We start from the raw sequence: 23778 nt of genomic DNA on the forward strand, positions 1-23778 counted from the left end.
CTTATTTTCTTCACATTTCCAGCCGCAATCCCGCCGCGTTTCGCCTTCACATCTTCCAATATCTAAGTGGGGTGTCAGACCGTCCTGAAAGGGCGGGGAAGAGGTAACAAATGATCGGATTAAGCAACCTTCTGCCAAGGGTGCGGACCGAGATGCGGAGCAAGTCGAAGTTGCGGTCGAGCGCGACCTCGATTCTGTCCCGCTACACTCGGGAAACCGATGGCAACATGACAATCTTCGGGATTGCCGGTGTTTTCATCATGTTGGTCTACGGCGGAATCGGGATCGACATGATCTATTCCGAAGTGGAACGGACCCGTCTGCAAAACACATTGGACCGTGCCGTTCTTGCGGCTGCGGACCTTGAACAACAGATCGACCCGACGACCCTCGTTCAGGATTATCTGACGAAGATGAATCTGGAAGACACGCTTGCGAACGTGAACATCTCGGTTGATTCGGGCTTGAACTTCCGGACGGTCACCGCCGAAGCAGAGCGGACGTTCAATGCGAACTTCCTCCAGATCCTCGGGTTCGACCAGCTCAAGACAACCGGCCTTGCTGCCGCGGAAGAGCGGATTTCGAATATCGAGATTTCGCTGATCCTCGATATCTCCGGCTCCATGGGCGAGAACGAGAAGATCGAGAACCTGCGCACTGCGGCAACCGAATTCGTCGAAACCGTCATCAACAACGACGATGCCGGCCTGACGACGATCAGCATCGTTCCCTACAACGCGACGGTCAGCCTTGGCCCGACGGTGGGGCAGCACTACACGCTGACCAACGAGCACAATATCTCGAACTGTGCGATCTTCCCGGACAGCGCGTTTACGTCTCGTGCGATTTCCCCGACCGAAGCGTTGCAGCGTCTGGCGCATTTCGATCCCTACACGCTGGATCAGAACACGGTTGTGACACCTGATTCGTGGTGCCCGACCGGGACTTATGGCGCTGTCATCGCGCACAGCTCTGATCGTGACGAACTGGTCGCCCACATTGCGACCCTGAGCGCTGGCGGCAACACGGCCATCGACCTTGGTATGAAGTGGGGTGTGGCGCTGCTGGACCCGTCCGCCCGTCCCGTGGTGAACGGTCTGATCGCCAGTGGCGATGTGGTTCCGGAAGCCGCAGGTCGTCCTGCAGCCTATGATGCGCCTGACGCGCTCAAGATCGCTGTGGTCATGACCGACGGTATGAACACAACCCAGTTCGATCTGGCCCCGGAATATGTGGGTGGCAATTCTAACATCTGGATCGACGATCGCGGCGACAACGATCCGACCAACGATCGGTTCTCGCACCGGGTGCGTGACTGGAGCGGCACAAGCAACGACGTGTATTTCTGGTCCCGTTTCGAATACAACGGCTGGAACGACCGCTATCGGAACACGCCGGACGGTGGCAACAGCGCACGCCGGATGACCAACGCGGAAGTCTTTGCGCGCTGGGGCACACGTGCCTTTGGTCAGAGGTTCTTCCGCCGCCCGTATTTTGACGGATGGGTGTCGTACAACCAGTACTACAACGCGTACTACGCCTACGTGCCAATCGTGTCAGGCGAACAAGCCGACGCGCGTCTGTCGACGATCTGTGGTGCAGCCCGTGACGCAGACATCACCGTTTTCGCAATCGGCTTCGAAGCCCCCGATGAAGGTCAGGCCGCAATGCGTGACTGTGCGTCTTCCCCGGCTCACTACTTCCCGGTCGAAGGGCTCGAAATTTCCGACGCGTTCCAGGCGATTGCCCGGACCATTAACCAGCTGAGGTTGACACAATGATGCGGTTTGTTCCCAAGAAAATCCGCAGCTTCCTGCGGGACGAAAGCGGCTCTGTCGTAACGATCCCCTTCGTCATCTGGATGCCGGTGTTCCTGGCCGTGATCGTCGCGGGCATGGAAGTGGGCGCGCTCTCGATCCGACACACGCAACTTGAGCGTGGACTGGATCTGGCGGTTCGCGAAGTGCGCCTCGGAACCGGTGAAAACATGGATCACGAGACAATCAAGACAATGATCTGTGAAAACACGACCCTGCTCACGGATTGCGACAGCATGCTGCGCCTCGAAATGATCCCGCTGAGCCTTCGGGACTGGACTGAACCGGCACGTGATGCGGACTGCTACGACTCGGCAGAACCGGTTCGCCCGGCACGCCAGTTCGATCCGGGTCAGCCCAACGAACTGATGCTGCTGCGCGCCTGCTACAAGTACAAGCCGATCACCCCGGTCGGTAGTGTGGCGGCCGCGATGCCCAAAGATGCCGATGGTTACGCCGCAATCGTGTCCTTCTCGGCCTTCGTACAGGAGCCTTACTAATGACCGCTCGTATTCATGAACGTGTGTCGCGGTTCATCCGCGACACCAAGGGCGATGCTTCGCTTGAGGCAATCATCATCCTTCCGGCTCTGATCGTGATCTTCGCAATCTCGTGGCTGTATTTCGACGTGTTTCGCCAGCAGGCCATCAGCCAGAAGGCAAACTATACCATTGGGGATATCATCTCGCGGGAAACCGAGATCCTTGACGACGCCTATATCGACAACGCGCGCAACCTGTTATTCCATCTGTCGCAGGCTCAAGGTGATGATGTCGACCTCCGAGTCTCGGTGGTTCAGTTCAACGGCAACGGCAACGGCAGTCAAAACGGCTGTAATGGCAACGGCAATTGCAACGGCAACGACAGCGCTGGCGGCGGCGGTGCTAATGGGACGTACGACCTCGTGTGGTCCACAGCCCGTGGTGACTGGTCGGCTCTGACCGACAGCGACCTGACGAACTACGAGTCGATATTGCCGATCCTTGCGGTTGGAGACCAGACCATCATCGTCGAGACACGCGACTGGTATCAGCCGCTGGTTCACCTCGCCAATGACGGGTTCGACATCAGAAGCTATTCCTTCACCCGCCCGCGCTTTGCATCGCAGGTGATCTTTGAAGGCGCGAATGACGGCTCCGGCAAGACCTGGCAGAACAACGGCTGGGGCAATGGTGACCAGGATGCGCCTGGCGGCTCGCTCTGCAACAACAACGCAGAAAACGCCGATGAAGGGGATGCAAGCGCCGAATGCGCTGCGACAACGTCCGAGCCGACCAACGGCAAAGGCAAGAAGAAGAAGAAGAATACCTGATCTTCAAGCCTGACGCCGGGCGACCATCACGGCAATGATGTCAGCCATCGGGCGGGCCTGTGACCCAGGGGTCACCCCGCCCACGGCAACCCGGCGACCCAGACGCCACCACAAACCCGGCTGCCACGCCCGTGGCGCCGGGTTTTTCAATTTCAGCGTAAAGCCATTGGACGGCTTCATCGCAAACGCGCCACGGTTGACGGCAACGATATCTTCGACCCGCGCGATCATCGTCCCATCGCTGTCCGTCAGCGCCTCTTCCGTCAGGAAAAGCTTGCGAGTCGTCGCCACCTGCAGCTTGTGCGCCATCCAGAGCGAGACCAGACCCATCCCGATCAGGAACACTTGCCACAGCGGGTTTGCGGGCGGCTGCAAGAACGCCAGATACAGCACCAAACCACCCAGCGTGAGCAACATGCCGATGCCCAGGATGCGACGGGGGCCACGGGGGTCCACCTCGGCAAGGATCTCGTCGTTCATGGCGTCTCTCCTGTGATGCAAAGACGCCGATAGCGCATTCACACCATCAAGGCGAGACCGCTCTGCGGATCTCCGCTCCGCGTTCCTCGGGTTCGTCGTCGATGAGTTCAGTCGGGAAGCCGGGTGCCGTGATCGACAGCCCTGTTGCTTCCTCCAGTCGTTCGATTAACCGATCCGACTGCGCACGGTCGCCATAACGCGCCTGCCCATCCTTGACGATCTGGATGAGCAAGGGTGACAGCTCCAGCGGAACATCCTTGGCATCCGCCAGCGACTGGAACAGACCAATATCCTTGAGCACCAGATCCAGAGTGAAATCCACGTCGCGATTGCCCGACAGGATCAACTGGCTTTCGGTTTCATGCACAAAAGACGTACCCGACGACGCCTTGATCGCCTCGTAGGTGATGCCAAGGTCGATGCCATGCGCCGCCATCGTGGTCATCGCTTCGCACAGGCTCGCCAGATGGATGGTCGCCAGATAGTTGGTCATCACTTTGAGCACGGACGCGCTGCCCACCTCACCGGTGTGCAACACGCGACGCCCCATATAGGTCAGAAGCGGCAACACCGTTTCAAAAGTCGCGCGGTCGCAGCCTGCGAAGATCGAGATATTGCCCGTCGCCGCCCTGTGGCAGCCGCCAGAAACCGGCGTGTCCGCTGCGCGACCGCCCCGGTCTTGCACAGCCTTGGCCTGAACCTTAATCGCTTCGGGATCGGTGGTGGACATCTCGAGCCAGATTTTTCCGGGTCCGATTTCCGGCAGAAGCTGATCCAGCACCGCCTGCGATGCCGCCGGACTGGGCAGGCTGGTGATCACCACCTCGCAATCGCGCATGATCTGGGCCGGACTGGTGCCCGCTTTGGCACCTTGGGACACCAGCAGGTCGATCCGCGCGGGATCAAGGTCAAAGACGGTCAGGTCCACTCCGTTGCGCGCCAGCGTGCCAGCCAGCTTGGCCCCGACAGCCCCCAATCCCACAAATCCAACCTGCATGGCGTTCTCCCTGTTTGCCGATTGGCGCCAAGGTGCCGTTGTCGGAACTGACCTGTCATGGCCAAAACCGACACTTGCCGATCTGCTTGTCGAAATTTCTACTCGGCCGCCATGCCGTCAGTGAACTGCAACCGCGCCAGACGGGCATAGAGCCCATCTTCGGACACCAGCGCATCATGCGCACCCGATGCAACGATGCGACCCTGATCCATCACGATGATCCGGTCCGCCTTTTTCACGGTCGCCAGACGATGTGCCACGATCACGGTCGTGCGGCCTTCGGACAACTCATCCACCGCGCGCTGCACCGCCCGTTCGCTTTCCGCGTCCAGTGCGCTTGTCGCCTCGTCCAGCAACAGAACCGGTGCATCCCGCAGAATGGCACGGGCGATGGCGATCCGCTGCTTCTGTCCACCCGACAGCATCACACCGCGTTCGCCAAGGTAACTGTCATAGCCATCAGGCAACGCTACGATAAAGTCGTGCGCCGCAGCAGCCTTCGCCGCGGTTTCAATCTCTTCATCCGTCGCATCGGGGCGACCAAAGCGGATGTTCTCGCGGGCAGAGGCCGCAAAGATTACCGGGTCCTGCGGCACAAGCGCGATATGCTTGCGGAAATCATCGCGATTGAGGGCGTCAATCCGCATGCCATCAAGGCAAATCGCACCAGAATCCGGGTCGTAAAAGCGCTGGATCAGCTGGATGATGGTTGTCTTGCCAGCGCCGCTCGGGCCGACAACGGCCACTGTTTCGCCGGGTGCGATCCGCAGGTTCACGCCATCCAGCGCAGCCACGCCGGGGCGGCTGGGGTAGGCAAACTGCACATCCTCAAACGTGATTTCGCCGCGCACCGGTTCCGGCAGCGACAGGGGCATCTCGGGGTCGTTGACCGTATCTTCGGAATGCAGCAATTCGACCAATCGCTCGGTCGCACCCGCCGCCCGCTGCAATTCACCGAAGATCTCGGACAGCGCCGCGACCGAACCCGCGACCATCACGGAATAGATTACGAACTGCACCAGTTCACCCGGGCTCATCGTGCCGTTTCGAACGTCCGTGGCGCCAATCCACAGAACGCCGACGATCCCGGTGAACACAAGGAAGATCACAATCGCGGTCATCTGCGCTCGTGTCCAGATCCGGCGACGGGCCGCGTCAAAACTCTTTTCCGTCACCTCGCCAAACGCATTGCGCGAAATGTCCTCGTGCGTGAAGGCCTGAACCGTCTGCACCGACAGCAGCGCCTCTGACGCGTTGCCAGACGATGCTGCAATCCAATCCTGGTTCTCACGGCTCAGCTTGCGCATCTTGCGGCCCAGCACGAGGATCGGCACGACCACGGCAGGCACGATGAGCAGCACCATCCCGGTCAGTTTGGCCGAGGTGAACAGCATCAGGATCATGCCACCGAAGAAGATCAGCACGTTGCGCAAAGCGATGGAAATGGACGACCCGATCACGCTCAGGATCAGGGTGGTGTCGGTGGTGATCCGGCTCAGCACTTCACCGGTCATCACGCGCTCAAAGAACGACGGGCTCAGGCCGATCACCCGCCCGAACACAGCCTTGCGGATATCGGCAACAACCCGTTCCCCCAACCGCGTGACCAGCGCGTAGCGCAGCGCGGTGCCGATGGCGAGCAGACCCGCAATGCCCAACGCCGCCGCGAAATACAGATCCAGCAGCGCCCCGTCGGAGGTGTTGAAATTGTCCACCACCCGGCGCACGGCCATCGGAAGGATCAAGGACACGCAGGCGGTGGCGCTCAGCGCAAAGAGCGCTGCGAACATGAGCAGCCGGTAAGGCGCGACAAAAGGCCAAAGCGCGGCCAGCGATCCAAGCTTCTTGGACTTCTCGCGTTCGTCGTTCTTCGCGGGTATTGGTGTCGCGTCGGCCATCAGGTTCCCATTTTCAGCTGCACCCGCTTAAACATTGGCCTGACCGCACTGGTCAAGCCGAACGCGCCGCAAATGCCGATTTGCCGCGCTAAAGTCTTAGATTTTCCGGGGAAACCAGAGAATTCAGGTATGTCTCTGGAGCGGGCGACGGGAATCGAACCCGTATCATCAGCTTGGAAGGCTGAGGTCTTACCATTACACAACGCCCGCTCAACGACATCCGACCTAAGATATGGTCGGTGCGCCGTCAAGTATCTGAGGCGGTCAGAGCGCCGGAAATTCAAGCACAGACATCGACAGCGCTTCGTCGCGCGGAACCCCGGTGCATCAGTTCGCAGTGGTCATTCCCGTTTTGGGCCGTCATGCTGCTCCAAAGTGATCGGCAGTTCGCGACGGAGTGGGACAGAATGAAGTTTTCCGCCAATCTCGGGTTTCTCTGGACAGACCGTGCCCTGCCAGACGCCATCCGCGCCGCGAAAACGGCGGGTTTTGATGCCGTCGAATGCCACTGGCCTTACGATACGCCTGTGGACGCGGTAAATGACGCGCTGCAAGAGACAGGTTTGCCGATGCTCGGCCTGAACACGGTGCGCGGCGCTCCGGGCGAAAACGGGTTGACCGCCCTGCCCGGCCGCGAGACCGAGGCGCGAGCTGCCATCGATCAGGCCATCGCTTATGCCGTCGCCACCAGAACACGCACCATCCACGTTATGGCCGGCAATGCCTCTGGCCTCGAGGCGCGCGGGACGTTCCTCGACAATCTGCGCTACGCCCGCGCGACCTGCCCCGAAGACATCCTCTTGTTGATCGAACCGCTGAACCGGCACGATGCGCCGCGTTACTTTCTGCGGACCACCGATCAGGCGTCCGACCTTTTGGCCGACCTGAACGACCCCGGTGTGAAGATGATGTTCGACTGCTACCACGTCGCACGGACCGAAGGAGATGTCGTGACGCGGCTGGAAGCGCTGCTGCCCCTTGTCGGACATATCCAGTTTGCCGCCGTCCCAGACCGGGGTGTCCCGGATCAGGGAGAGCTGAATTACCCCTTTGTCTTCAAAAGGATCGCTGCCTTGGGATGGACCCGGCCTCTGGGGGCTGAATACCGTCCGGGGGATGAAACGGATCAAACGCTGGGCTGGTTGCGCGCGGCCAAAGCCGGGGCATAGGTCAGCCGAAATCGAACACCCTGCCGATCCGGGTACATCTTTCCGCGAACCCGGCAAGCCGTCCAAGATGCCACGCCAGCACTTGGTTGCTCGACAAAACCGGAAAGCCCAACGTTGCTTCGATCTCGTCAATCACCTCAAGCGCGCGCAGGTTGGTACAGGACAGAAAGACCGCTTCGCACTCGCCGCCTTGTCCCACGTGAACCGCCGCGTCTCGGACCGACTGACGCGATATGCGCACGACCCGCTCTTCCTGCGGCTCATCGAAACTGCCGAAGGATGTGACCGAGATCCCCGACGCCTCGAGACCCGCGATCAGCCGATTGCTCACCGACGCGACATAGGGGCTGACCAACCCGATCTTCGAAATCCCGCCCGCGCGGCAGGCTGCAATTAGGGATGTCAGCGGGTCTGACACATGCGGCGTCGTCACACCCGCCTTGATCAACTCGGCCACCCGCGCAGCCCCAATGGCAGCGCTGGCCGAGGTGCAGCCATAGCCCACCGCCGCCAGTTCCGCGCCTTCGGGCAGCAACCGCGCCGATGCGGTCAGGTTGGCTTCCATCGCGCAGAGGCTGTCCAAGGACACGGTCGCCCCGGAAGGCACCCGCGACACCAGCAGCTCCACATCCGCGGGCAACAGCATCCGAAAATCCCGCTCGATGGTTTCGTCGCTTTGCAGCGTGACAAGCCCAATCTGCGTCGGTCGGTCTGCATCGAGCGTATAGGGAAGCGCCATCAGATCACCAGAATGTCGTGGGATTGCGGCGCGGACAAGAAGTCGGCACCACCCGCGCGGATCACAATGTTTTCCTCGTGCACGAGGATCTTGCCGTCGCGAACCGTCACGGAAGGTTCCAGCGTCAGCACCATTCCCGGCACAAGTACTGTCTGATCCTGAGGGATGATCGAAGGCCATTCGGTCAGCTGCATCCCCAAACCGTGCCCCAGACGCCCCGCCTCCATCGCATTGCCACTGGGGTTCACCACGCGGTTCATCGCGTGGAAAAGATCGGAAATCACAGCGCCGGGTTTGGCAATGTCCGCAGCAGCTTGTGTTGCGTCGATCAGCCGGGCATGGGCCGCAACGACATCCTGAGAGGGGTGTCCCAGACTGAAGTTCCGGTCGAAATCACAGAAATACCCGTCCCAGACCAACCCCGTGTCGAGCATCAGGACATCGCCTATCGCCAGCGGAGTGTCCGTCGCGGGAGAGATCACATCGGCATAGCCCCCCGCATCTGCCGCTCCCGCAAGATAGGGCACCCAATCCGCCCCTTCTTCAAGGCACAGACTTTGGAATCTTCGGAACACCTCGGACAGGGGCATGCCTGCGACTACGCTTTCCGGCACCCGGCCAAAGGCCCGATTGGCGATCCCGGCGGCATGCCGAATTTTGGCAATCTCGGCCTCGGATTTCACCATCCGCAATTGCCGTGTGATCGTGGCATCGCCGACAATGCTGCGCGGCGACAGCGCGGCCTCCAACCGTCTCAGGTCGGCCAAGGGCATGCGCACATGGCTTTCCATCTGGTCGGCCAACCCGATCTTGCCTGAGGCGGGCACGATTTCGGACAAGGCATCACCCAACAGGCCGATGCCGTCATCTTCGTAATCCGGGGCCGCCCAGGTTCGGATGTCGGTGATCCAGCTTTGCCCCATCAAATGCGCCCCGATGGACGGGATCACCGCAATCGGATCGCCAGTCGCCGGGATGATCACGAACCAAGGGCGTGTCGGGCTTTCCCAAAAGCGGGTGAGAAACCCGGTGTAATAGCGGATTTCAGGCTCCGTCGTCAGAAGAAGCGCGGCCAACCCGTGCTCTGCCATCAACGCTTGCGCGGCGCTGGTGCGTTGCTTGAGATCCTCGGCTGGAAAGCCACGCGGAGGTGTCATGACGCCTGCTCGCTGAGGATCACAAGCACACAAGACTCCGTCGTCAGGCCCACCGCAGCCCCCGCCACCAGCAACCCGGCAACCCCCGCCCCACCCGAAGGCGTGGTTGGGAAGCCTGCTTCGGCACAGGCCGCGCTGCCAGCAGCGCCTTCGTCCTCAGAGATCAACATGAAATCATCCGCATCCCGTGCCAGCCCCTTGAGCGCGATCAGAGACGGCTCTTTGCAATCCAGCCGTCCCATCGCTGATTCCGGCCCTTCGGTGACCTGCGCGGAGCCTGCTTTGATCGACGCATAGAGCGCCGGGGCGACCTCGGGTTCGACAACGACGATCCGGGGCGCATCGCCCCAGGCCACCCGCGCATAGGCTGCACAGGCTGTCGCCAAACCACCGACACCCGCTTGAAGAAAGATATGCGTCGGCGGCGCGGGCATCTGCGCGACCGCTTCCTGCATCAGCACAAGATAGCCTTCCATCAACGTGTGAGGCCGGTCTAGATATCCCGGCCACGAACTGTCCGACAGCAAGGCCCAACCGTTGTCCTTGGCGGCTTGTGCCGCTCCGGCCATCGCCTCTTCATAGATCGCCCCGTGCCGAACCACATCCGCACCAAAGCTGCGCAGACGGTCGGCAAACCCTTCGGGAACGGTGTCCGCCAGATACACAACCGCGCGCGCGCCAAAGGCTTGCGCGCCTGCGGCGACGGACAGTCCATGGTTGCCCGCACTGGCGGTGACATAGGTTCGGCCCTTGGCGTTGCCCTCTTCCGCGTCCCGCGCAATCACATAGGCCGCGCCCAGAGCCTTGAAGCTGCCCAACCCCATGCGTTCACGTTCGTCCTTGACATGGACCTGCCCGACACCCGCCGCCTTCGCCAAATCAGGGGCGTCGGAGAGCGGTGTCACCGCGGCAGCAGGGCAGCGGGTCAGCAACGCCGCCGGGCGGTCGGCATCGACGCTCGGAAAGGGAATATCAGCCAGTGACGCAAGCACGGCATCGGCAAGGGCGGGGGTTTTGTGCAGCACGGTCATACCGTCAGTGTGGCAGGACATCGCCCGCCTTGGAACGCCAAGTCCGACATCCTTGGCACTTGGACCGACCATCTGTTTGCCCTGCCCTGCGAACCGCTTTAGCGTTTGGGCAAATCACCAAAGGCCCTTCTCAAAATGACCCGTCCCAACACCACGATCCGCGCCGCCGACCATCTTGTCGATCTGCTGGTTGCTCAAGGCACGACAGCCGCGTTCGGGGTGCCGGGTGAAAGCTACTTGCCGGTGCTGGACGCGTTCTACGGCCGCGAGCAGGACATCCGCTTTGTCACATGCCGGCAAGAGGGTGGAGCGGCGATGGCGGCTGACGCCTATGGCAAACTCACAGGCCGTCCCGGCATATGCTTTGCCACGCGCGGGCCGGGTGCCACCAATGCCAGCGCCGGGGTGCATGTGGCCTATCAGGATTCGACCCCGATGATCCTTTTCTTGGGTCAGGTCGCGCGGGACATGGTGGATCGCGAGGCGTTTCAGGAAATCGACTACCGCCGCATGTTCGGCCAGATGGCCAAGTGGGTTGCGCAGATCGACGATGCGTCAAGGCTTCAGGAATACATCTCGCGCGCGTTTCGGACTGCGATGTCCGGGCGGCCCGGTCCGGTGGTGCTCGCGCTGCCGGAGGACATGCTTTACGACGAGATCACGCAACCCACGCCGCCTGCCCGGATCGAGACACCTCGTTTTTTACCGTCCGGTAAAAATCTGGAGAACCTCAAAACCCGCATCGCCGAAGCCCAACGCCCATTGGTCATGGCGGGGGGTGGTGGCTGGACCAAGACCGGCATCACCGCCCTGCAGCGCTTTGCAGAAACGCAATCTTTGCCCGTCGCCGTGTCCCTGCGATGCCAAGGACTAATGGACAACCGCCATACGAACTACATCGGCCATTATGGCGTCGGCACCCCGCCCTACCTCAAGGACATCATGGCCGAGACCGACCTGCTGATCGCCATCGGCCCGCGTCTGGGGGAAATGACCACAGCAGGCTATTCGATCCTGACACCACCGGTGCCCGAGCAATCGCTGGTGCATGTCTTCCCTGAACCCGAAGAAATCGGCCGCGTCTACGAGCCGGAAATCGCGCTGGTGGCGGATACCGAAAGCTTCTGTACGGCTGTCGCTGACTGGGACCCCATCGCGCCTGACAGCTTTTCGAACCGTACGACAGACCTGCACGAACAGTACGTTTCGTTCAGCGACCCGGCGTCGGTCGGGGATGATCCGCTGGCCCCCTATTTCGCGCATCTGGCCGAGGTGCTGCCCGAGGACGCGATCCTGTGCAACGGCGCGGGCAACTACGCGGGCTGGCTGCATCGGTTCTACAAGTACCGCGCGCCGGGATCTCAGCTGGCCCCAACGTCTGGCTCCATGGGTTATGGCCTGCCTGCCGCCATCGGGGCCGCGATCTGCGAACCCGATCGCGAGATTTTCGTCGTCGCGGGTGACGGGTGTTTCATGATGACCTGTCAGGAGATGGCCACCGCCGTGCATCACGATCTGAACCTGACCGTGATCATCATCGACAACGCCCGCTATGGCACAATCCGCGCGCATCAGGAACGCGAATATCCCGACCGGGTGTCTGGCACAGTGCTGACCAATCCCGATTTCAGCGACTTTGCGCGGTCCTTCGGCGCATTCGCAGCCAAGGCCCCGGACTATGACAGCTTTGTCGCAGCAGTCGCCGAAGGGCGGTCGCGCAAAGGGGTCAAGCTGATCGAGGTGAAGGCCGATCCGAATTTCCTGTCACCGGGAAAACGGCTGTCCTGACGCAGTTCACAACAGACCCGTTGCCAACAGCAACAGGCTTGTCGCCACGCCCAGCATGGGCACGATCATCGGCACGCGGAAATGCCGGTCTGCGGGTGCGGCAGCCAGCTTTATGCGGATCAGCGCGAGGTTGACCAAGACAAACACGAACAGAACGATCTGGGAAGTCCGTTCGGCCAGCGCATCAATCGGGAATGTGAGTGCCAAAAGCAGGATCGTCGCGCCCACGACCAAGGTGGCCACCACCGGTGTCTGGGTCTTGGGTGAGACATAGGCCAAAGGCTTGGGCAGATGGCCCCGATCCGCCAAACCATACAGCACACGCGACGCCATGATCATCTGGATCAACACGCCATTCACCGTTGCAACGATGGCAATCAGGCTGAACCCCTGTTGCAACGGGGCCGGGGCCGCGGAGAAGACCAGCAACAATGGCGCCGCCGATGAAGACAGAGTTTCAAGCGGCACGGCCATCAACACGGCAGTTGTTGTCCCGATGTACAGCACAGTTGCGAGAACCAGCGTCCACAGGATCGCGCGGGGCATGGTGTGGAGAGGGTCTTTCACCTCTTCCGCGACATTGGCCATGTCCTCGAACCCGACAAAGGCGAAGAATGCCAACAAGGACGCAGCGCCTATCCCGGCCCAATGCGGCCCGGTCAGGGGCGGGAGAATGTCGGTCAACGTCACGCCGGAGGGTTCGGAAAAACCGAACCCCCAGAGCATCACCATCAAGAGGCCCGACACTTCGACAACGGTGATGATGGCCGCCACCGTGACTGATTGGGTTATCCCCCAGAGGGCAATCACCGCCATCAGCGCAACGACCGCCACTGTCAGAGCCACAGTGGGGGCACCGGTCAAACCGTGAAGGTAAGAGGCTGCGCCAAGCGACACTGCTGCTGCCGAAACGAGGCCGGACAACACCACAGCTAGCCCAACCACCGTGGCAAGCAGCGCAGAGGAAAAGCCCGCTTCGACATAAGCCGCTTCTCCGGCGCTGACGGGATAGCGGGTTGACAGTTCGGCATAGGAAAAGGCGGTGAAGGCGACGACAATCGCTGCCACCACAAACGCCACGGGCGCAAAGGCCCCGGCCTCTGCGGCAGTCGCGCCGACCAGAACGTAAATTCCCGCGCCTACGGTCACGCCAAGACCGTAGAGCGTCAGCAGCGGCACGTTCAGCGCGCGGCGCAGCTTGTACTCGTTGCTCGCCATGATCGACCCTGCCTGTCCTTGAGGCGGGGCGTGATTGCCCAGCTCCGCGTCCGTGGTCTAGCGCAGATACCATTCATCAGAGATGACATGGGTCAATCAACGTGGGGCGTTTATGGCTATAGCGTTGTCCGAACCCATTGTGCGAAATCGACGAAGATCTGATCCGACGCTGAACTGAAGGCGTCGATCACAACATCCGTCTCGGTCGTTGCGGCCACAGCACTTGCGGTGAAGCGGCGGCTGGCCACGATGCTGGCATCGCTCTCGCGGACAATCCGCACCAGAAGTGTGATCTGCACATTGGCGGTATCGGTCGCGGGCACGACATCGGCCTGAAAGTCGATGACCTCGGTCACAAGCGCGAAATCCCCGCTCACGCCGAGGGGCTTGCGCCCGACATAGCGCACAGCACCCGTGGCTTCGATGGAGCGCAGCATCAGGGTTTGCACCATCACCGGAGTTGGTTCGCTCCACCGGACATCGGGCAGGTACTGCGCCTGAAGCGCGTTGGGGCGGATCATGATGCGGTCGGTGGCCAAGGCCCCGCTCGTGGTGGGAATCTCGACGATCACATCGCGCGCGAGCACCCGGCCATTCGTCGCTGCGATAGTGTCAGGTGCGCGCAGTTCGTACACGTCCAGCGGTGTGGCTGCATCGCTGACTGCCGAAATGGCGGCACAGCCGGAAAGTGCGGCCAAAGCCATCACCATCATCGCATGTCGCAGGTGCCCCCAAGTCTTCATCGTCTGAACTCCGGCGTTTCGCTGTCGAGGAAGAACCGCGTCGGGTCCCGTTGTATTTGTTCCGTCAATCGGTCGAGATTTGCAATCAATGCGCGGCTTTCCTGTGCCAACCGCGAATAAAGCGGCAACGCGGTGGTGGTGAATTCGCGGATCGACGGCGACGCGGCACTTGTCAGGTTACGCAGCTCGGCAAAGGTGTCGGAGGCCGCCTGACTCGCGGCGCGCAGATCGGCGGACATGCCGGGAATGTCCTCGGACACCTGCGCGATGGCCGCATCAAGGCTGCCCAAAGAGGCCTCAAGGCCGCTGATGATGCCGTCCAGATCCTCGTTGATCACACGATCCGCCCCGGTGAAGGCCCGTTCCGCCGCACCCAGCGCACGGTCGCCGGTTTCCAGCGCGTCATTGATCGCGGCCAGCGTCGTGTTGGCGTTGGCAAAGGACACCCGCGCGTCTTCGAGGGTGACCCGCGCCGTGTCCAACACCGCTTCGGCGGATTGGCTGGAGGCGGTCAGGTTGCCGCCCACTTCGGTCGCGACGGTGCGGAAGGTCTCGGCCGTCTGACGGATGTCGGCGATGATGACGGGCAGATCGGTGTTGGCGATGGTGGCCACAGACGCGATGGCGCGGTCGGCATCGGCCACCATTGCGCGTGTTTCGGCGAGCAGAGGCGTGCCTTCATCGCGGATCAGCTTGTCGATGCTGCCAGCGGTTTCGGTCACGGCCTCGGCTGTGCCATCCAGACGGGCGATCAGCGCGTCGGTGGCTTGCAGGGTTGCCTGCGCCTCTTGCAGACGGGCGGTTGCAGTTGCACCGGTGGTGTTCAGCGTCGCCATCAGCGCGCGGGCGTCAGCGGAAAGTGCGGTCAGCTCGGTTTGCAGCGCGGCGGCGGTGGCGCGCAGATCTGCGGTGGTCTGGGTCAGGTCAGTGGCGATGTAGGTTTCGGTTCGGTCGATGGCGGACCGGGCGCTGGTCAGGGTATCGGCCCCACTGGTCAGGACGCCTTTGCCCTGCTCGGAGAGTTCGCCGATGGAGGTCAGGGTGGCGTCGGCGGTTTGCAGCACCTCGGTCAGGTCGCCGGTCAGGGTGTTGAGCGTCTCGTTGAAGCGGTTGATCTGTTCGGCGAAGTCGCTGACCGTGGTCGAGATCGACGAGAAGCCGTCCAGCGTTTCGGCGAATTCGGCAGAGGCGGTTTCGACATTGGCGATGATCGAATTGATCCGGTCGCGGTTCTCTGCGCCCAGAGATCCCCCACATCGGTCACGAGTTGCAGCGTTTCCTCCAGCAGACGCGGGGCATCTTCAGAAAGGCTTTGCAGGGTGGAGCGTCCTGCGGTGATCTCGGGCACGGGCTTGTCATCCGTCGGTTCCAGCAGCGCGGCGTCGGGTGATCCGGGGCCGATGCCGACAAAGGACACGCCCGTGACGCCCTGCGCTTCAATGGTAGCGATGCTGTCCGTGCGGACAGGGGTGGCGGCATCTACCTCGACCCGGACAAGGATCGTGCCGTCCCGATTGGGGGACAGGCGCACATCCACCACCTGCCCCACAGGCAAACCGCTGAAGCGCACGTCGGAGGCGTTGCTCAGGCCAGAAACGGAGGAAAAGCGGATGTCGTAATAGTCGAATTGGCGGTCCAGCTCGACCTGAGCGAACCACAGGAAAAACCCAAGGATGCCCAACAGCCCCGCGAGAGTGAACGCGCCGATGAGGACAAAGTTCGCCTTGGTTTCCAAGTCAGTCGCCTTTCGTCGTCTTTTCGGGCACGGCAGCACGGGCGCGGGGCCCGTGGAAATACTCGTGGACCCAAGGATGATCGACCTCAAGCATATCTGCCATGCTGCCAGTCACCAGTACCTTTCGTTCTGCCAGCACCGCGATGCGGTCACAGGTCGCGTGCAGCGTGTCGAGATCATGGGTCACGAGGAATACAGTCAGGCCGAGGGAATGGCTGAGCCCCCGGATCAACTGGTCAAACGCAGACGCGCCAATCGGATCAAGGCCAGCAGTCGGTTCATCCAGAAACACGATGTCGGGGTCAAGCGCCAGCGCACGGGCCAGCCCTGCTCTCTTGCGCATGCCCCCCGAAAGCTCGGACGGATATTTGTTGCCTGCCAGATATTGCAGCCCCACCATTGAGATCTTGAGATCGGCCAAATCGCGGCGGATTTGCGGATCAAGTCCGGGGATCGCACGCATCGGCACTTCGACGTTTTCGCGCACGGTGAGCGACGAGAACAGCGCTCCGTCCTGAAACATCACACCCCAACGGCTTTCCAATTTTTGCCGCGTGTCCTCGTCGGCGTTTAGAACATCGGTGCCCAGCACGTCGACTGACCCGGCGGCAGGTTTCTGCAAGCCTGCTATGGTGCGCAGGAGGACAGATTTTCCGGTGCCAGAGCCGCCAACCACGCCAAGGATCTCGCCGCGATAAACGTCGAGGTCCAGATCCTCGTGCACCACCTGTCGCCCGAACTGGTTTCGGATGCCGCGCAGCTTGATGACCACCTCGCGGTCTGTCATATGCCGATCCGCGCGAAGAAGATGGAGAAGACGGCGTCGGCCACGATCACCGCGAAGATTGCTGTGACCACAGCGTTCGATGTCATGCGGCCCAGCGATTCCGCGTTGCTTTGCACTTGCATGCCCGCGTGGCAACCAACGACGCCGATGATCATCGCAAAGACCGGGGCTTTGACCAGACCGACGAAGACGTGGCTGACCGCCGTGCCTTCGACCAGACGCGTGGTGAACATCGCGGGCGAGATGCCAAGGTCGATCCACGCCATCAGCGCGCCCCCGAACAGCCCGGCGATATTGGCGATCAGCCCAAGGATCGGCAGCATGATCAAGAGCGCCAGAATGCGCGGCACAAAGAGGTTCATGCCGGGATCAAGGCCCAGCGTGCGCATCGCGTCGATTTCCTCGCGCATCTTCATCGAGCCGATGGCCGCGGTGAAGGCCGATGCGGTGCGGCCGGCGACAATGATGGCGGTGAGCAGGATGCCCAGTTCGCGCAGGATGGAGATGGCGATCAGGTCGACGACGAACACCTCGGCCCCGAACTGGCGCAACTGGGTCGACCCTTGGAAGGCCAGCACCACACCGATCAGGAATGCCATCAGTGCCACGATGGGTACGGCCTTGAGGCCGACCTCTTCGCAATGATGTACAAGGGACGTGAGTTTGAATTCGCTTGGGTGGCGCATGGCGCGGGCCAGGCGGTGCAGGAAGATGCCCAGATACCCGGTCAGCGCGCGCAGGAACATCAGGCCGGAATACACCCGCTGGCCGAACTGACCGAGCCATGCCGAAAACGAGCTGTCATGCGCGGGTGGCGCTTCGGGTTTCGGCAACGCCTGCTGGACGCTGTTAAGAAGGCTTTCCGCCTCGGCGCTTGCGCCCGTGAACGCGATCTGTCCGGTTTCGGCACCCCTATTGAGACTGAGTAGAACCCATGCGCCCGCCGTATCGAGGCGTGACACGGACGACAGGTCGATGCGGCGGAGCGTTGACGGGTCGAGCGCTTTCAACTGATTGCGGACCTCTGTGACCGTGCGGATCGTCAGCGCCCCTGACAGGCGAACGGTGCCATCGTCATCGGCAGGCTGAACAGAGAACCCGGTGTCATCGCCATTGGTCATGGCGAAGTCTCGGCGCGCTGTCTGCGCAATTCTTTTGCCGCGATCCCGGTTGTGTCCATACCCGCAAGCTATCCCGAGTGACCGGCAGGGGAAAGCGGTCATCCACTGCGGCGAACCGCCTCTGCCACGTGGCCGGATCAGGTTTGATACGCGATTTTTTGCGCGACGCTGCAGGTGCAGAAAAAGCGGGAATTTCCTTTTCGTTCAAATGCCGCGCCTGCGAAATGGCGTAGACGGTATACCGTGGTATTCCCATAAGTACTTAATAACATTTGATTTTTTATGTTATTTGACCTATCTGCATTGGATGTTCTGTGGGGAGGAAGATCATGGATATGCTGAACCTTGATGCGTGGACTGGCCGTGTCACCCGCGATGCAGGCTGTGTCACGCCAGAGCTTGCTCGGCAGCTTCAGGCCACGGTCGGCTTCGGCAAACTGCCCACTCATGGTGACCCGTTGCCGCCGCTCTGGCATTGGTGCGCCTTCCCCATCGCAACCCCGAATGACAAGCTGGGCCGCGACGGACATCCGCGCGAGACCGATCTTCTGCCGCCCGTGCGTCTGGACCGGCGCATGTGGGCCGGTGGCGCGTTGAAGTTCTATGGCCCCACTCTGCGCATCGGTGATCCGTTGGAGCGGCGTTCGTCCATCCGGTCTGTGACAGAAAAAGAAGGATCGAGCGGGCCGATGGTGTTCGTGACGGTCGATCACGCGATCTATGGCCCCTCTGGATTAGCCATCGAAGAACGGCAGGACATCGTTTACCTCGAAATCCCGGACACCTTTACGCCGCCGAAGAAAAAGCCGCTTCCGACTGCGCCGGTGGAAGAGATTGACACAACCGAAGCGCTGCTCTTCCGTTATTCGGCTGTCACGTTCAACGCCCACCGCATCCACTATGACCTTGCCTACACCAAGGAGGTCGAGAAATACCCCGGCCTCGTGGTGCATGGCCCGTTGCAAGCCACACTGCTGATGCGTGCCGCGATCCGCGAGCGTGGCAGGACCCCCAAGTATTTCGATTTCCGTGGCGTTCATCCGATGTTTGCGGGCAATCCTTGCGAGATTGCGATGGAGGCCGAAGACGCGGTTCTGAGCCTCTGGACTGGGCAGGACGGGCATCAATGCATGCAAGCCACAGCGATCTGGGCAGACGCGCAATGAGCGTGCTCAAGGGTATGCGGGTCGTCGAAGGGTCGGCCTTTGTCGCGGTGCCTTTGGCGGGCATGACGCTGGCGCAGATGGGGGCCGAGGTGATCCGCTTTGACCGTCTGGGTGGCGGTCTTGATGCCGGACGCTGGCCGCTTGCCCCCAACGGCGAAAGCCTGTTCTGGGCGGGCATGAACAAGGGCAAGAAATCCATTGCCGTCGACATGAAATCTCCCGAAGGGCGCGAGTTGATCACCCGGATCATCACCGCACCGGGGGACGACGCGGGGCTGTTCCTGACCAACCTGCGGGTGCGCGGCTGGATGGACTACGAAACGCTGAGCCAGTATCGGCGCGACCTTGTCATGGTCACCTTGACCGGGGACCGGCACGGGCGACCTCAGGTCGATTACACCGTGAATCCGGCGCTGGGCATTCCGCACATGACTGGACCCGTGGACACCGACGACCCTGTCGCCAATGCGCTACCTGCTTGGGATTTGATCGCGGGCAACATGTGTGTCTCAGCACTCTTGGCTGCTGAACGGCACCGGCTGCGTGGGAAGGGTGGACAAGAGGTCGAGATCGCATTGAAAGACGTGGCAGCGGCGACGCTTGGGCATCTGGGCATGATCGGGGATGTGACCCTGAACTCCGGGGACCGTGGCAAATCCGGCAACGCACTTTATGGGGCTTACGGGCAGGATTTCGTCTGCGCCGATGGCCGCCGCGTGATGGTGATCGGCCTGACCGACCGCCAGTGGCGTGGCATCTGCAAGGCGACGGGCACGGTCGAAGCGATGGCATCGCTCGAAGGGCGTCTGGGCGTGTCTCTGGCCGATGAAGGCAACCGCTGGCGCTTCCGCAATGAGATCACGGCGATCCTCAAGCCGTGGTTTGCCCAGCGCCGCGTGCCCGAGTTCGAGGCCGCGTTCAACGACGCCGGACTGACATGGTCAGAGTTCCGCACCGTGCGGGAAGCGGTGGAGCAGGACAGCGACCTGAGCACCGAGAACCCGATGTTTACCGACGTTCAACAGCCGGGGGTTGGCACGTTCCGTGTGCCTGCCCATCCAGCGGCGTTCAGCGCGCTGCAGCGTAGCCCCGCAAGACCTGCGCCGACATTGGGCCAGCATACCGAAGAGATCCTGGCCGATGTTGCGGGCTGTACCGGCACCGAGATCGCAAAGCTTTTCGATGCCGGGGTCGTGCAATCCCCGACCTTCGCCAAACCGCGCAACGCGGCCTGACCCGGCGGTCAGGTCACATGGGCTGAGGCTTCCAGAACGGCGCTGCTTCGGTCAGCCGACCCGACACCTTCGAAAAAATCCCGCAGGATGCTGTTGAAGATAGCGGGCTTCTCCAAATGCGCCGCGTGGGCACAGTTGGGGATCACCGCGAGGCTGGTGTCGTCGATGGCGGTCCAGAGCTGTTCGGTCTGGTGCCACGGATAGGTGCGGTCGTGATCGCCCCAGATCACAAGGGTCGGAGACTTGATCGCCACGAGGTTTGGTTCGCCGTTCCACCCCTCCATGGCGTTCAATCCTGCCACGATGGCTTGCAGGCTGCTTCGTTCCGCGATGGACGCACAGGACTCGAACCCGGCGGCACCCTCGCGGTCAAGGAACCATGTCGCGGCTATGCGGCGCGCGGTCTTGCGCGGGCCATCGGTCTGAGCGCGGGTTTTCGAAATGTGGATCGGTTCGAACCGGCCGGGCAGCACACCGGTGGCACCCGTTCCATAAAGAACGAGGCGGTCAACCCGGTCTGGTGACAGGGCGACCATTTCCTGCGCGATCATACCGCCCATCGAGTGGCCCAACAGGTGGAACCGATCGATGCCCTTGGCGCGCAGATGGTCGAGCACCCATGTCGCGTAATCGGTGATCGTGTCGGGGGCCTGAAGATGAGCGTTAAGCCCGAACCCCGGCAGATCGACGGTCACCACATCCAAACAAGACGCCAAAGCCTTGGTCTGTTCGGCCCATTGGCGGCTGCCGCCCATGAACCCATGCACCATGACCAAAGGCGTCATTTGCGCGCCCCTTGAACGATGCGGTCAAGGATCATCGCACAGAAGAGGATCGCGAATCCGGCAAGGATGCCCTGCCCCACATTGGCGTATTGCAGCGCTTCGAGCACGTCTTCACCCAGCCCCTTGGCCCCGATGAGCGAGGCCACCACCACCATCGCCAGCGACAGCATGATGGTCTGGTTGATGCCTGCGCGGATGGATGGGCTGGCCAATGGCAGGTCGACCTTGGTCAGCAGATACCACTTGTTCGCGCCGAAACTGATCGCCGCTTCGCGCACACTTTCGGGCACGCCGCGCAACCCCAGTACCGTCAGACGCACAACGGGTGTGCCTCCAAAAATCATCGTCACGATGACCGCCGCCGGTTTGCCGACGCCGAAGAAGGCGATGACAGGGACCATGAAGACAAAGGCAGGCATAGTCTGCATAAAGTCCATGATCGGCTGGATGAACGCGTAAAAGCGCGGGCGGCGGGCGGCAAACATGCCCAAAGGAATGCCAATGGCGATAGACAGCAATGCGGCTGTGCCGAGAAGGGCCAGGGTGGTCATCGCCGCCTCCCAAAAGCCAAGCAGGCCCATATAGGCCAGGAAGGCACCAGAATAGATGGCGGTGCGCAATCCGGCGGTCAGCCATGTCAACAAGACGATAAGGCTGACGATCACGATCCATGGTGTCTGGACAAGGATCACCTCGAGCGCGTCCAAGAGCGACCGGATGGCAAAGGTCAGGCCGTCGAAGAATGCCTCAGAGTTGCTCACACACCACGCGATGAAGTTCTCGACCAAGGTGATCCCGGTCAGGCGGATGTCAGGATCGGTCGGAAAGGTGCTCAGCAGCGAATAGCGCCCCGGAAAGCTATAGTGGACCATGGCGGTGGCCACGATGATCACCATGAACAAGGCGCTAAGGACAATGTGCTGCGGCGGCAGACCGGAGCGGACGCTGCGGTCCGACAGCCATTCGGAAAACCGGGCTTCAAGCGCCCAGTTGGCGACAATGGCCTGAATGACTTTGACCACGATCAGCAGGGCAATCCCGGTCAGCACAATTGTCGGCCCTTCGGCGGCCAGGGCTTCGGCTTCTGCGCGGATTCCGCCGATATTCGCTTCGAGCGAATCCACGGTGCGCTGAAACGCATCGACCCGGTCCGAATTGCTTTCAATCGCAGCGGCCAATTGCTGCCGCCGCAGTTCGAGTGTGCCTTCGATGGACGCAATCCGGGCCATGGCATCGGCGGCCAGATCTCCGAACAGGCCACGGGCGATCTGAACAAAGGCCAAAGCTTCGAGGATCAGAAAGGGCAACGCCCATGACCACAGGCCGCGCGCCCCAAACCAGATCGGGCCGAACAGACCCGCCATGAGATTGAAGGTCGGGGTGAATCGGGACGACGCGCCGATCTTGTCAAAGTTGCGGATGTAATAGTCCGGGTTGGTGCGCACGAAAGTGCGGATGTTCTCGCGGCGCTCTTCGGCATAAGCCAGAGCGGCTTCGCTTTCGGTGTCTTCAAGAGGATTGATGTCTTCTTTGTTCATGACACTTCCGTTCCCTCGATCACGGTGCGCAGCAGATCCTTGCGCGTGATGACACCGACATCCTGACCGCCCTCCTGCACGAGAACGGCACTGTCGTTGTCTATGGCGAGATTGATCAGCGTGCTGAGCGTTTCCTGCGCCCCCACCCGTGGCGCATCGGCGTCAATCGGTCCATGGGCGGCGATATGGGCCTCGATGGGCTGCATCACCGCATGTGCATGCACCACCTTGAGCCGCGAAATCCCGGCGACGAAATCAGCCACATAATCGTCTGCGGGATGCATGACGATGTCTTCGGCCGTGCCCATCTGAACCATCTTGCCGTCCCGCATGATCGCGATGCGGTCACCGATGCGGACGGCTTCGTCCAGATCGTGGGTGATGAAGACAGTCGTTTTCTTCAGGATTTTGCTGAGCCGGATGAATTCATCCTGCAATTGCCGCCGGATCAGCGGGTCAAGCGCAGAGAACGGTTCGTCCATCAAGAGGACATCCGGGTTCGCAGCCAATGCGCGGGCCAGCCCGACCCGCTGCTGCATCCCGCCGGAAAGTTCATGCGCGAATTTCGACCCCCATGCGCCCAGTTCCACGATGTCGAGGATTGCCGCCGCCTGACGCATACGTTCGTTCTTGGCGACCTGCCGGATTTCCAAGGGCATTGCCACATTATCCAGCACAGACCGGTGCGGCATCAGCGCGAAGTTCTGGAACACCATGCCGATCTTGCGGTTGCGGAAGGTCTGCAACTCTTTCGGGCCCAGCGCCATCACGTCGGTGCCTTCGATCATGATCTTGCCCGCCGTCGGTTCCAACAGACGGTTGAAATGGCGCACGAGCGTGGACTTACCGCTGCCGGACAGGCCCATGATGCAGAAGATTTCGCCACGATTGACCGACAGGCTGACATCCGCAACGCCCACAACGGCGTTGTGCCGTGCCAGCACTTCGGCCTTGGTCAGCCCCTCTTCCCGGATCGCCCGCAGCGCCGCATCGGGTCGGGCCCCAAAAATCTTCCAGACATTGGAAATTTCTATGACGGTTTCGTCATCCATCAGGCCACGC

General features: G+C 61.5%; 22 protein-coding genes and 1 tRNA gene. 7 read left to right on the forward strand and 16 right to left on the reverse strand.

Annotation, left to right across the window (positions count from 1 at the left end):
• Nucleotides 1-110: 110 nt before the first annotated feature.
• The 3 genes from ACMVPR_RS13545 to ACMVPR_RS13555 are packed head-to-tail and all read left to right on the forward strand — an operon-like array spanning nucleotide 111 to nucleotide 3129.
• On the forward strand, nucleotides 111-1781 hold the full coding sequence (locus ACMVPR_RS13545; RefSeq protein WP_416883313.1) for a pilus assembly protein TadG-related protein: 1671 nt from the start codon (nucleotides 111-113) through the stop codon (nucleotides 1779-1781).
• The gene (locus tag ACMVPR_RS13550) at nucleotides 1778-2317 is read left to right on the forward strand and encodes a TadE/TadG family type IV pilus assembly protein (RefSeq protein ID WP_416883314.1); all 540 of its coding nucleotides are present in this window, start codon (nucleotides 1778-1780) and stop codon (nucleotides 2315-2317) included. The genes ACMVPR_RS13545 and ACMVPR_RS13550 overlap by 4 nt, the downstream gene beginning before the upstream one ends.
• Entirely contained in the window at nucleotides 2317-3129 is an 813-nt protein-coding gene (locus tag ACMVPR_RS13555; RefSeq protein ID WP_416883315.1) for a TadE/TadG family type IV pilus assembly protein, read from the forward strand. Before ACMVPR_RS13550 ends, ACMVPR_RS13555 begins: the two co-directional genes overlap by 1 nt.
• Nucleotides 3130-3132: 3 nt before the next feature.
• Here ACMVPR_RS13555 and ACMVPR_RS13560 read toward each other — a convergent pair whose 3' ends face one another.
• The 4 genes from ACMVPR_RS13560 to ACMVPR_RS13575 all read right to left on the reverse strand — a co-directional run bounded on the left by ACMVPR_RS13560 (nucleotide 3133) and on the right by ACMVPR_RS13575 (nucleotide 6714).
• On the reverse strand, nucleotides 3133-3609 hold the full coding sequence (locus ACMVPR_RS13560; protein WP_300588532.1) for a hypothetical protein: 477 nt from the start codon (nucleotides 3607-3609) through the stop codon (nucleotides 3133-3135).
• A gap of 46 nt (nucleotides 3610-3655) precedes the next feature.
• A complete protein-coding gene (locus ACMVPR_RS13565; protein WP_416883316.1) occupies nucleotides 3656-4606 on the reverse strand; it encodes an NAD(P)-dependent oxidoreductase in 951 nt (316 codons plus the stop codon).
• A gap of 98 nt (nucleotides 4607-4704) precedes the next feature.
• Complete coding sequence (locus ACMVPR_RS13570) at nucleotides 4705-6504, reverse strand: ABC transporter transmembrane domain-containing protein (RefSeq protein WP_416883317.1); 1800 nt, start codon at nucleotides 6502-6504, stop codon at nucleotides 4705-4707.
• Nucleotides 6505-6640: 136 nt separating this feature from the next.
• Nucleotides 6641-6714: transfer RNA gene (locus ACMVPR_RS13575), tRNA-Gly, on the reverse strand.
• Nucleotides 6715-6911: 197 nt separating this feature from the next.
• Here ACMVPR_RS13575 and ACMVPR_RS13580 point away from each other — a divergent pair.
• Nucleotides 6912-7673, forward strand: a complete 762-nt coding sequence (locus ACMVPR_RS13580; protein ID WP_416883318.1) for a hydroxypyruvate isomerase family protein — start codon at nucleotides 6912-6914, stop codon at nucleotides 7671-7673.
• A 1-nt stretch (nucleotide 7674) separates the two neighbouring features.
• On the opposite strand, the gene ACMVPR_RS13585 is transcribed toward ACMVPR_RS13580, so the two are convergent.
• Genes ACMVPR_RS13585 through ACMVPR_RS13595 form a run of 3 tightly spaced genes read right to left on the reverse strand, consistent with a single transcriptional unit; the run spans nucleotide 7675 to nucleotide 10600 of the window.
• Nucleotides 7675-8412 carry an Asp/Glu racemase gene (locus ACMVPR_RS13585; RefSeq protein ID WP_416883319.1) on the reverse strand — a complete coding sequence of 246 codons (738 nt, stop codon included), beginning with the start codon at nucleotides 8410-8412 and terminating at the stop codon, nucleotides 7675-7677.
• Nucleotides 8412-9569 (reverse strand): M24 family metallopeptidase, encoded by a 1158-nt coding sequence (locus ACMVPR_RS13590; RefSeq protein ID WP_416883320.1) that lies wholly within the window; start codon nucleotides 9567-9569, stop codon nucleotides 8412-8414. Before ACMVPR_RS13590 ends, ACMVPR_RS13585 begins: the two co-directional genes overlap by 1 nt.
• Nucleotides 9566-10600, reverse strand: coding sequence for a pyridoxal-phosphate dependent enzyme (locus ACMVPR_RS13595; RefSeq protein WP_416884657.1), 1035 nt, complete (start codon nucleotides 10598-10600; stop codon nucleotides 9566-9568). The genes ACMVPR_RS13590 and ACMVPR_RS13595 overlap by 4 nt, the downstream gene beginning before the upstream one ends.
• Nucleotides 10601-10735: 135 nt before the next feature.
• On the opposite strand from ACMVPR_RS13595, the gene ACMVPR_RS13600 reads away from it, so the two are divergent.
• Nucleotides 10736-12388: a thiamine pyrophosphate-dependent enzyme gene (locus ACMVPR_RS13600; protein ID WP_416883321.1), complete on the forward strand. Its 1653-nt coding sequence runs from the start codon at nucleotides 10736-10738 to the stop codon at nucleotides 12386-12388.
• Between the two features lie 6 nt (nucleotides 12389-12394).
• On the opposite strand, the gene ACMVPR_RS13605 is transcribed toward ACMVPR_RS13600, so the two are convergent.
• From ACMVPR_RS13605 to ACMVPR_RS13630, 6 genes are all read right to left on the reverse strand, one after another.
• A complete protein-coding gene (locus tag ACMVPR_RS13605; protein WP_416883322.1) occupies nucleotides 12395-13606 on the reverse strand; it encodes an APC family permease in 1212 nt (403 codons plus the stop codon).
• Between the two features lie 116 nt (nucleotides 13607-13722).
• Complete coding sequence (locus ACMVPR_RS13610; protein ID WP_416883323.1) at nucleotides 13723-14349, reverse strand: ABC-type transport auxiliary lipoprotein family protein; 627 nt, start codon at nucleotides 14347-14349, stop codon at nucleotides 13723-13725.
• A complete protein-coding gene (locus ACMVPR_RS13615; protein ID WP_416883324.1) occupies nucleotides 14346-15413 on the reverse strand; it encodes a hypothetical protein in 1068 nt (355 codons plus the stop codon). The genes ACMVPR_RS13610 and ACMVPR_RS13615 overlap by 4 nt, the downstream gene beginning before the upstream one ends.
• Before the next feature lie 17 nt (nucleotides 15414-15430).
• On the reverse strand, nucleotides 15431-16084 hold the full coding sequence (locus tag ACMVPR_RS13620; RefSeq protein WP_416883325.1) for an MlaD family protein: 654 nt from the start codon (nucleotides 16082-16084) through the stop codon (nucleotides 15431-15433).
• Between the two features lies 1 nt (nucleotide 16085).
• Nucleotides 16086-16871: an ABC transporter ATP-binding protein gene (locus ACMVPR_RS13625; protein ID WP_416883326.1), complete on the reverse strand. Its 786-nt coding sequence runs from the start codon at nucleotides 16869-16871 to the stop codon at nucleotides 16086-16088.
• A complete protein-coding gene (locus ACMVPR_RS13630) occupies nucleotides 16868-17992 on the reverse strand; it encodes an ABC transporter permease (RefSeq protein WP_416883327.1) in 1125 nt (374 codons plus the stop codon). Before ACMVPR_RS13630 ends, ACMVPR_RS13625 begins: the two co-directional genes overlap by 4 nt.
• A 329-nt stretch (nucleotides 17993-18321) precedes the next feature.
• Between ACMVPR_RS13630 and ACMVPR_RS13635 the strand changes: the two genes are divergently transcribed.
• Both ACMVPR_RS13635 and ACMVPR_RS13640 read left to right on the forward strand, forming a co-directional pair.
• Nucleotides 18322-19158, forward strand: a complete 837-nt coding sequence (locus ACMVPR_RS13635) for an FAS1-like dehydratase domain-containing protein (RefSeq protein WP_416883328.1) — start codon at nucleotides 18322-18324, stop codon at nucleotides 19156-19158.
• Nucleotides 19155-20393, forward strand: a complete 1239-nt coding sequence (locus ACMVPR_RS13640; protein WP_416883329.1) for a CoA transferase — start codon at nucleotides 19155-19157, stop codon at nucleotides 20391-20393. The genes ACMVPR_RS13635 and ACMVPR_RS13640 overlap by 4 nt, the downstream gene beginning before the upstream one ends.
• 8 nt (nucleotides 20394-20401) lie before the next feature.
• Here ACMVPR_RS13640 and ACMVPR_RS13645 read toward each other — a convergent pair whose 3' ends face one another.
• The 3 genes from ACMVPR_RS13645 to ACMVPR_RS13655 are packed head-to-tail and all read right to left on the reverse strand — an operon-like array spanning nucleotide 20402 to nucleotide 23768.
• Nucleotides 20402-21178: an alpha/beta fold hydrolase gene (locus ACMVPR_RS13645; RefSeq protein ID WP_416883330.1), complete on the reverse strand. Its 777-nt coding sequence runs from the start codon at nucleotides 21176-21178 to the stop codon at nucleotides 20402-20404.
• The gene (locus ACMVPR_RS13650; RefSeq protein ID WP_300588561.1) at nucleotides 21175-22716 is read right to left on the reverse strand and encodes an ABC transporter permease; all 1542 of its coding nucleotides are present in this window, start codon (nucleotides 22714-22716) and stop codon (nucleotides 21175-21177) included. The genes ACMVPR_RS13645 and ACMVPR_RS13650 overlap by 4 nt, the downstream gene beginning before the upstream one ends.
• The gene (locus tag ACMVPR_RS13655; protein WP_416883331.1) at nucleotides 22713-23768 is read right to left on the reverse strand and encodes a quaternary amine ABC transporter ATP-binding protein; all 1056 of its coding nucleotides are present in this window, start codon (nucleotides 23766-23768) and stop codon (nucleotides 22713-22715) included. The genes ACMVPR_RS13650 and ACMVPR_RS13655 overlap by 4 nt, the downstream gene beginning before the upstream one ends.
• Nucleotides 23769-23778 lie beyond the last annotated feature (10 nt).

It is taken from the genome of Marivita sp., from assembly GCF_048006345.1.
Classification (GTDB): domain Bacteria; phylum Pseudomonadota; class Alphaproteobacteria; order Rhodobacterales; family Rhodobacteraceae; genus Marivita.

Excerpts from the sequence above, each read along its gene's own strand:
- ACMVPR_RS13595 (WP_416884657.1), bottom strand. The coding sequence starts at position 10,600 with ATGACCGTGCTGCACAAAACCCCCGCCCTTGCCGATGCCGTGCTTGCG.
- ACMVPR_RS13570 (WP_416883317.1), bottom strand. The coding sequence starts at position 6,504 with ATGGCCGACGCGACACCAATACCCGCGAAGAACGACGAACGCGAGAAG.
- ACMVPR_RS13545 (WP_416883313.1), top strand. The coding sequence starts at position 111 with ATGATCGGATTAAGCAACCTTCTGCCAAGGGTGCGGACCGAGATGCGG.
- ACMVPR_RS13600 (WP_416883321.1), top strand. The coding sequence starts at position 10,736 with ATGACCCGTCCCAACACCACGATCCGCGCCGCCGACCATCTTGTCGAT.
- ACMVPR_RS13640 (WP_416883329.1), top strand. The coding sequence starts at position 19,155 with ATGAGCGTGCTCAAGGGTATGCGGGTCGTCGAAGGGTCGGCCTTTGTC.
- ACMVPR_RS13605 (WP_416883322.1), bottom strand. The coding sequence starts at position 13,606 with ATGGCGAGCAACGAGTACAAGCTGCGCCGCGCGCTGAACGTGCCGCTG.
- ACMVPR_RS13650 (WP_300588561.1), bottom strand. The coding sequence starts at position 22,716 with ATGAACAAAGAAGACATCAATCCTCTTGAAGACACCGAAAGCGAAGCC.
- ACMVPR_RS13610 (WP_416883323.1), bottom strand. The coding sequence starts at position 14,349 with ATGAAGACTTGGGGGCACCTGCGACATGCGATGATGGTGATGGCTTTG.
- ACMVPR_RS13550 (WP_416883314.1), top strand. The coding sequence starts at position 1,778 with ATGATGCGGTTTGTTCCCAAGAAAATCCGCAGCTTCCTGCGGGACGAA.
- ACMVPR_RS13635 (WP_416883328.1), top strand. The coding sequence starts at position 18,322 with ATGGATATGCTGAACCTTGATGCGTGGACTGGCCGTGTCACCCGCGAT.
- ACMVPR_RS13590 (WP_416883320.1), bottom strand. The coding sequence starts at position 9,569 with ATGACACCTCCGCGTGGCTTTCCAGCCGAGGATCTCAAGCAACGCACC.
- ACMVPR_RS13625 (WP_416883326.1), bottom strand. The coding sequence starts at position 16,871 with ATGACAGACCGCGAGGTGGTCATCAAGCTGCGCGGCATCCGAAACCAG.
- ACMVPR_RS13555 (WP_416883315.1), top strand. The coding sequence starts at position 2,317 with ATGACCGCTCGTATTCATGAACGTGTGTCGCGGTTCATCCGCGACACC.
- ACMVPR_RS13655 (WP_416883331.1), bottom strand. The coding sequence starts at position 23,768 with ATGGATGACGAAACCGTCATAGAAATTTCCAATGTCTGGAAGATTTTT.
- ACMVPR_RS13645 (WP_416883330.1), bottom strand. The coding sequence starts at position 21,178 with ATGACGCCTTTGGTCATGGTGCATGGGTTCATGGGCGGCAGCCGCCAA.
- ACMVPR_RS13585 (WP_416883319.1), bottom strand. The coding sequence starts at position 8,412 with ATGGCGCTTCCCTATACGCTCGATGCAGACCGACCGACGCAGATTGGG.
- ACMVPR_RS13580 (WP_416883318.1), top strand. The coding sequence starts at position 6,912 with ATGAAGTTTTCCGCCAATCTCGGGTTTCTCTGGACAGACCGTGCCCTG.
- ACMVPR_RS13560 (WP_300588532.1), bottom strand. The coding sequence starts at position 3,609 with ATGAACGACGAGATCCTTGCCGAGGTGGACCCCCGTGGCCCCCGTCGC.
- ACMVPR_RS13565 (WP_416883316.1), bottom strand. The coding sequence starts at position 4,606 with ATGCAGGTTGGATTTGTGGGATTGGGGGCTGTCGGGGCCAAGCTGGCT.
- ACMVPR_RS13630 (WP_416883327.1), bottom strand. The coding sequence starts at position 17,992 with ATGACCAATGGCGATGACACCGGGTTCTCTGTTCAGCCTGCCGATGAC.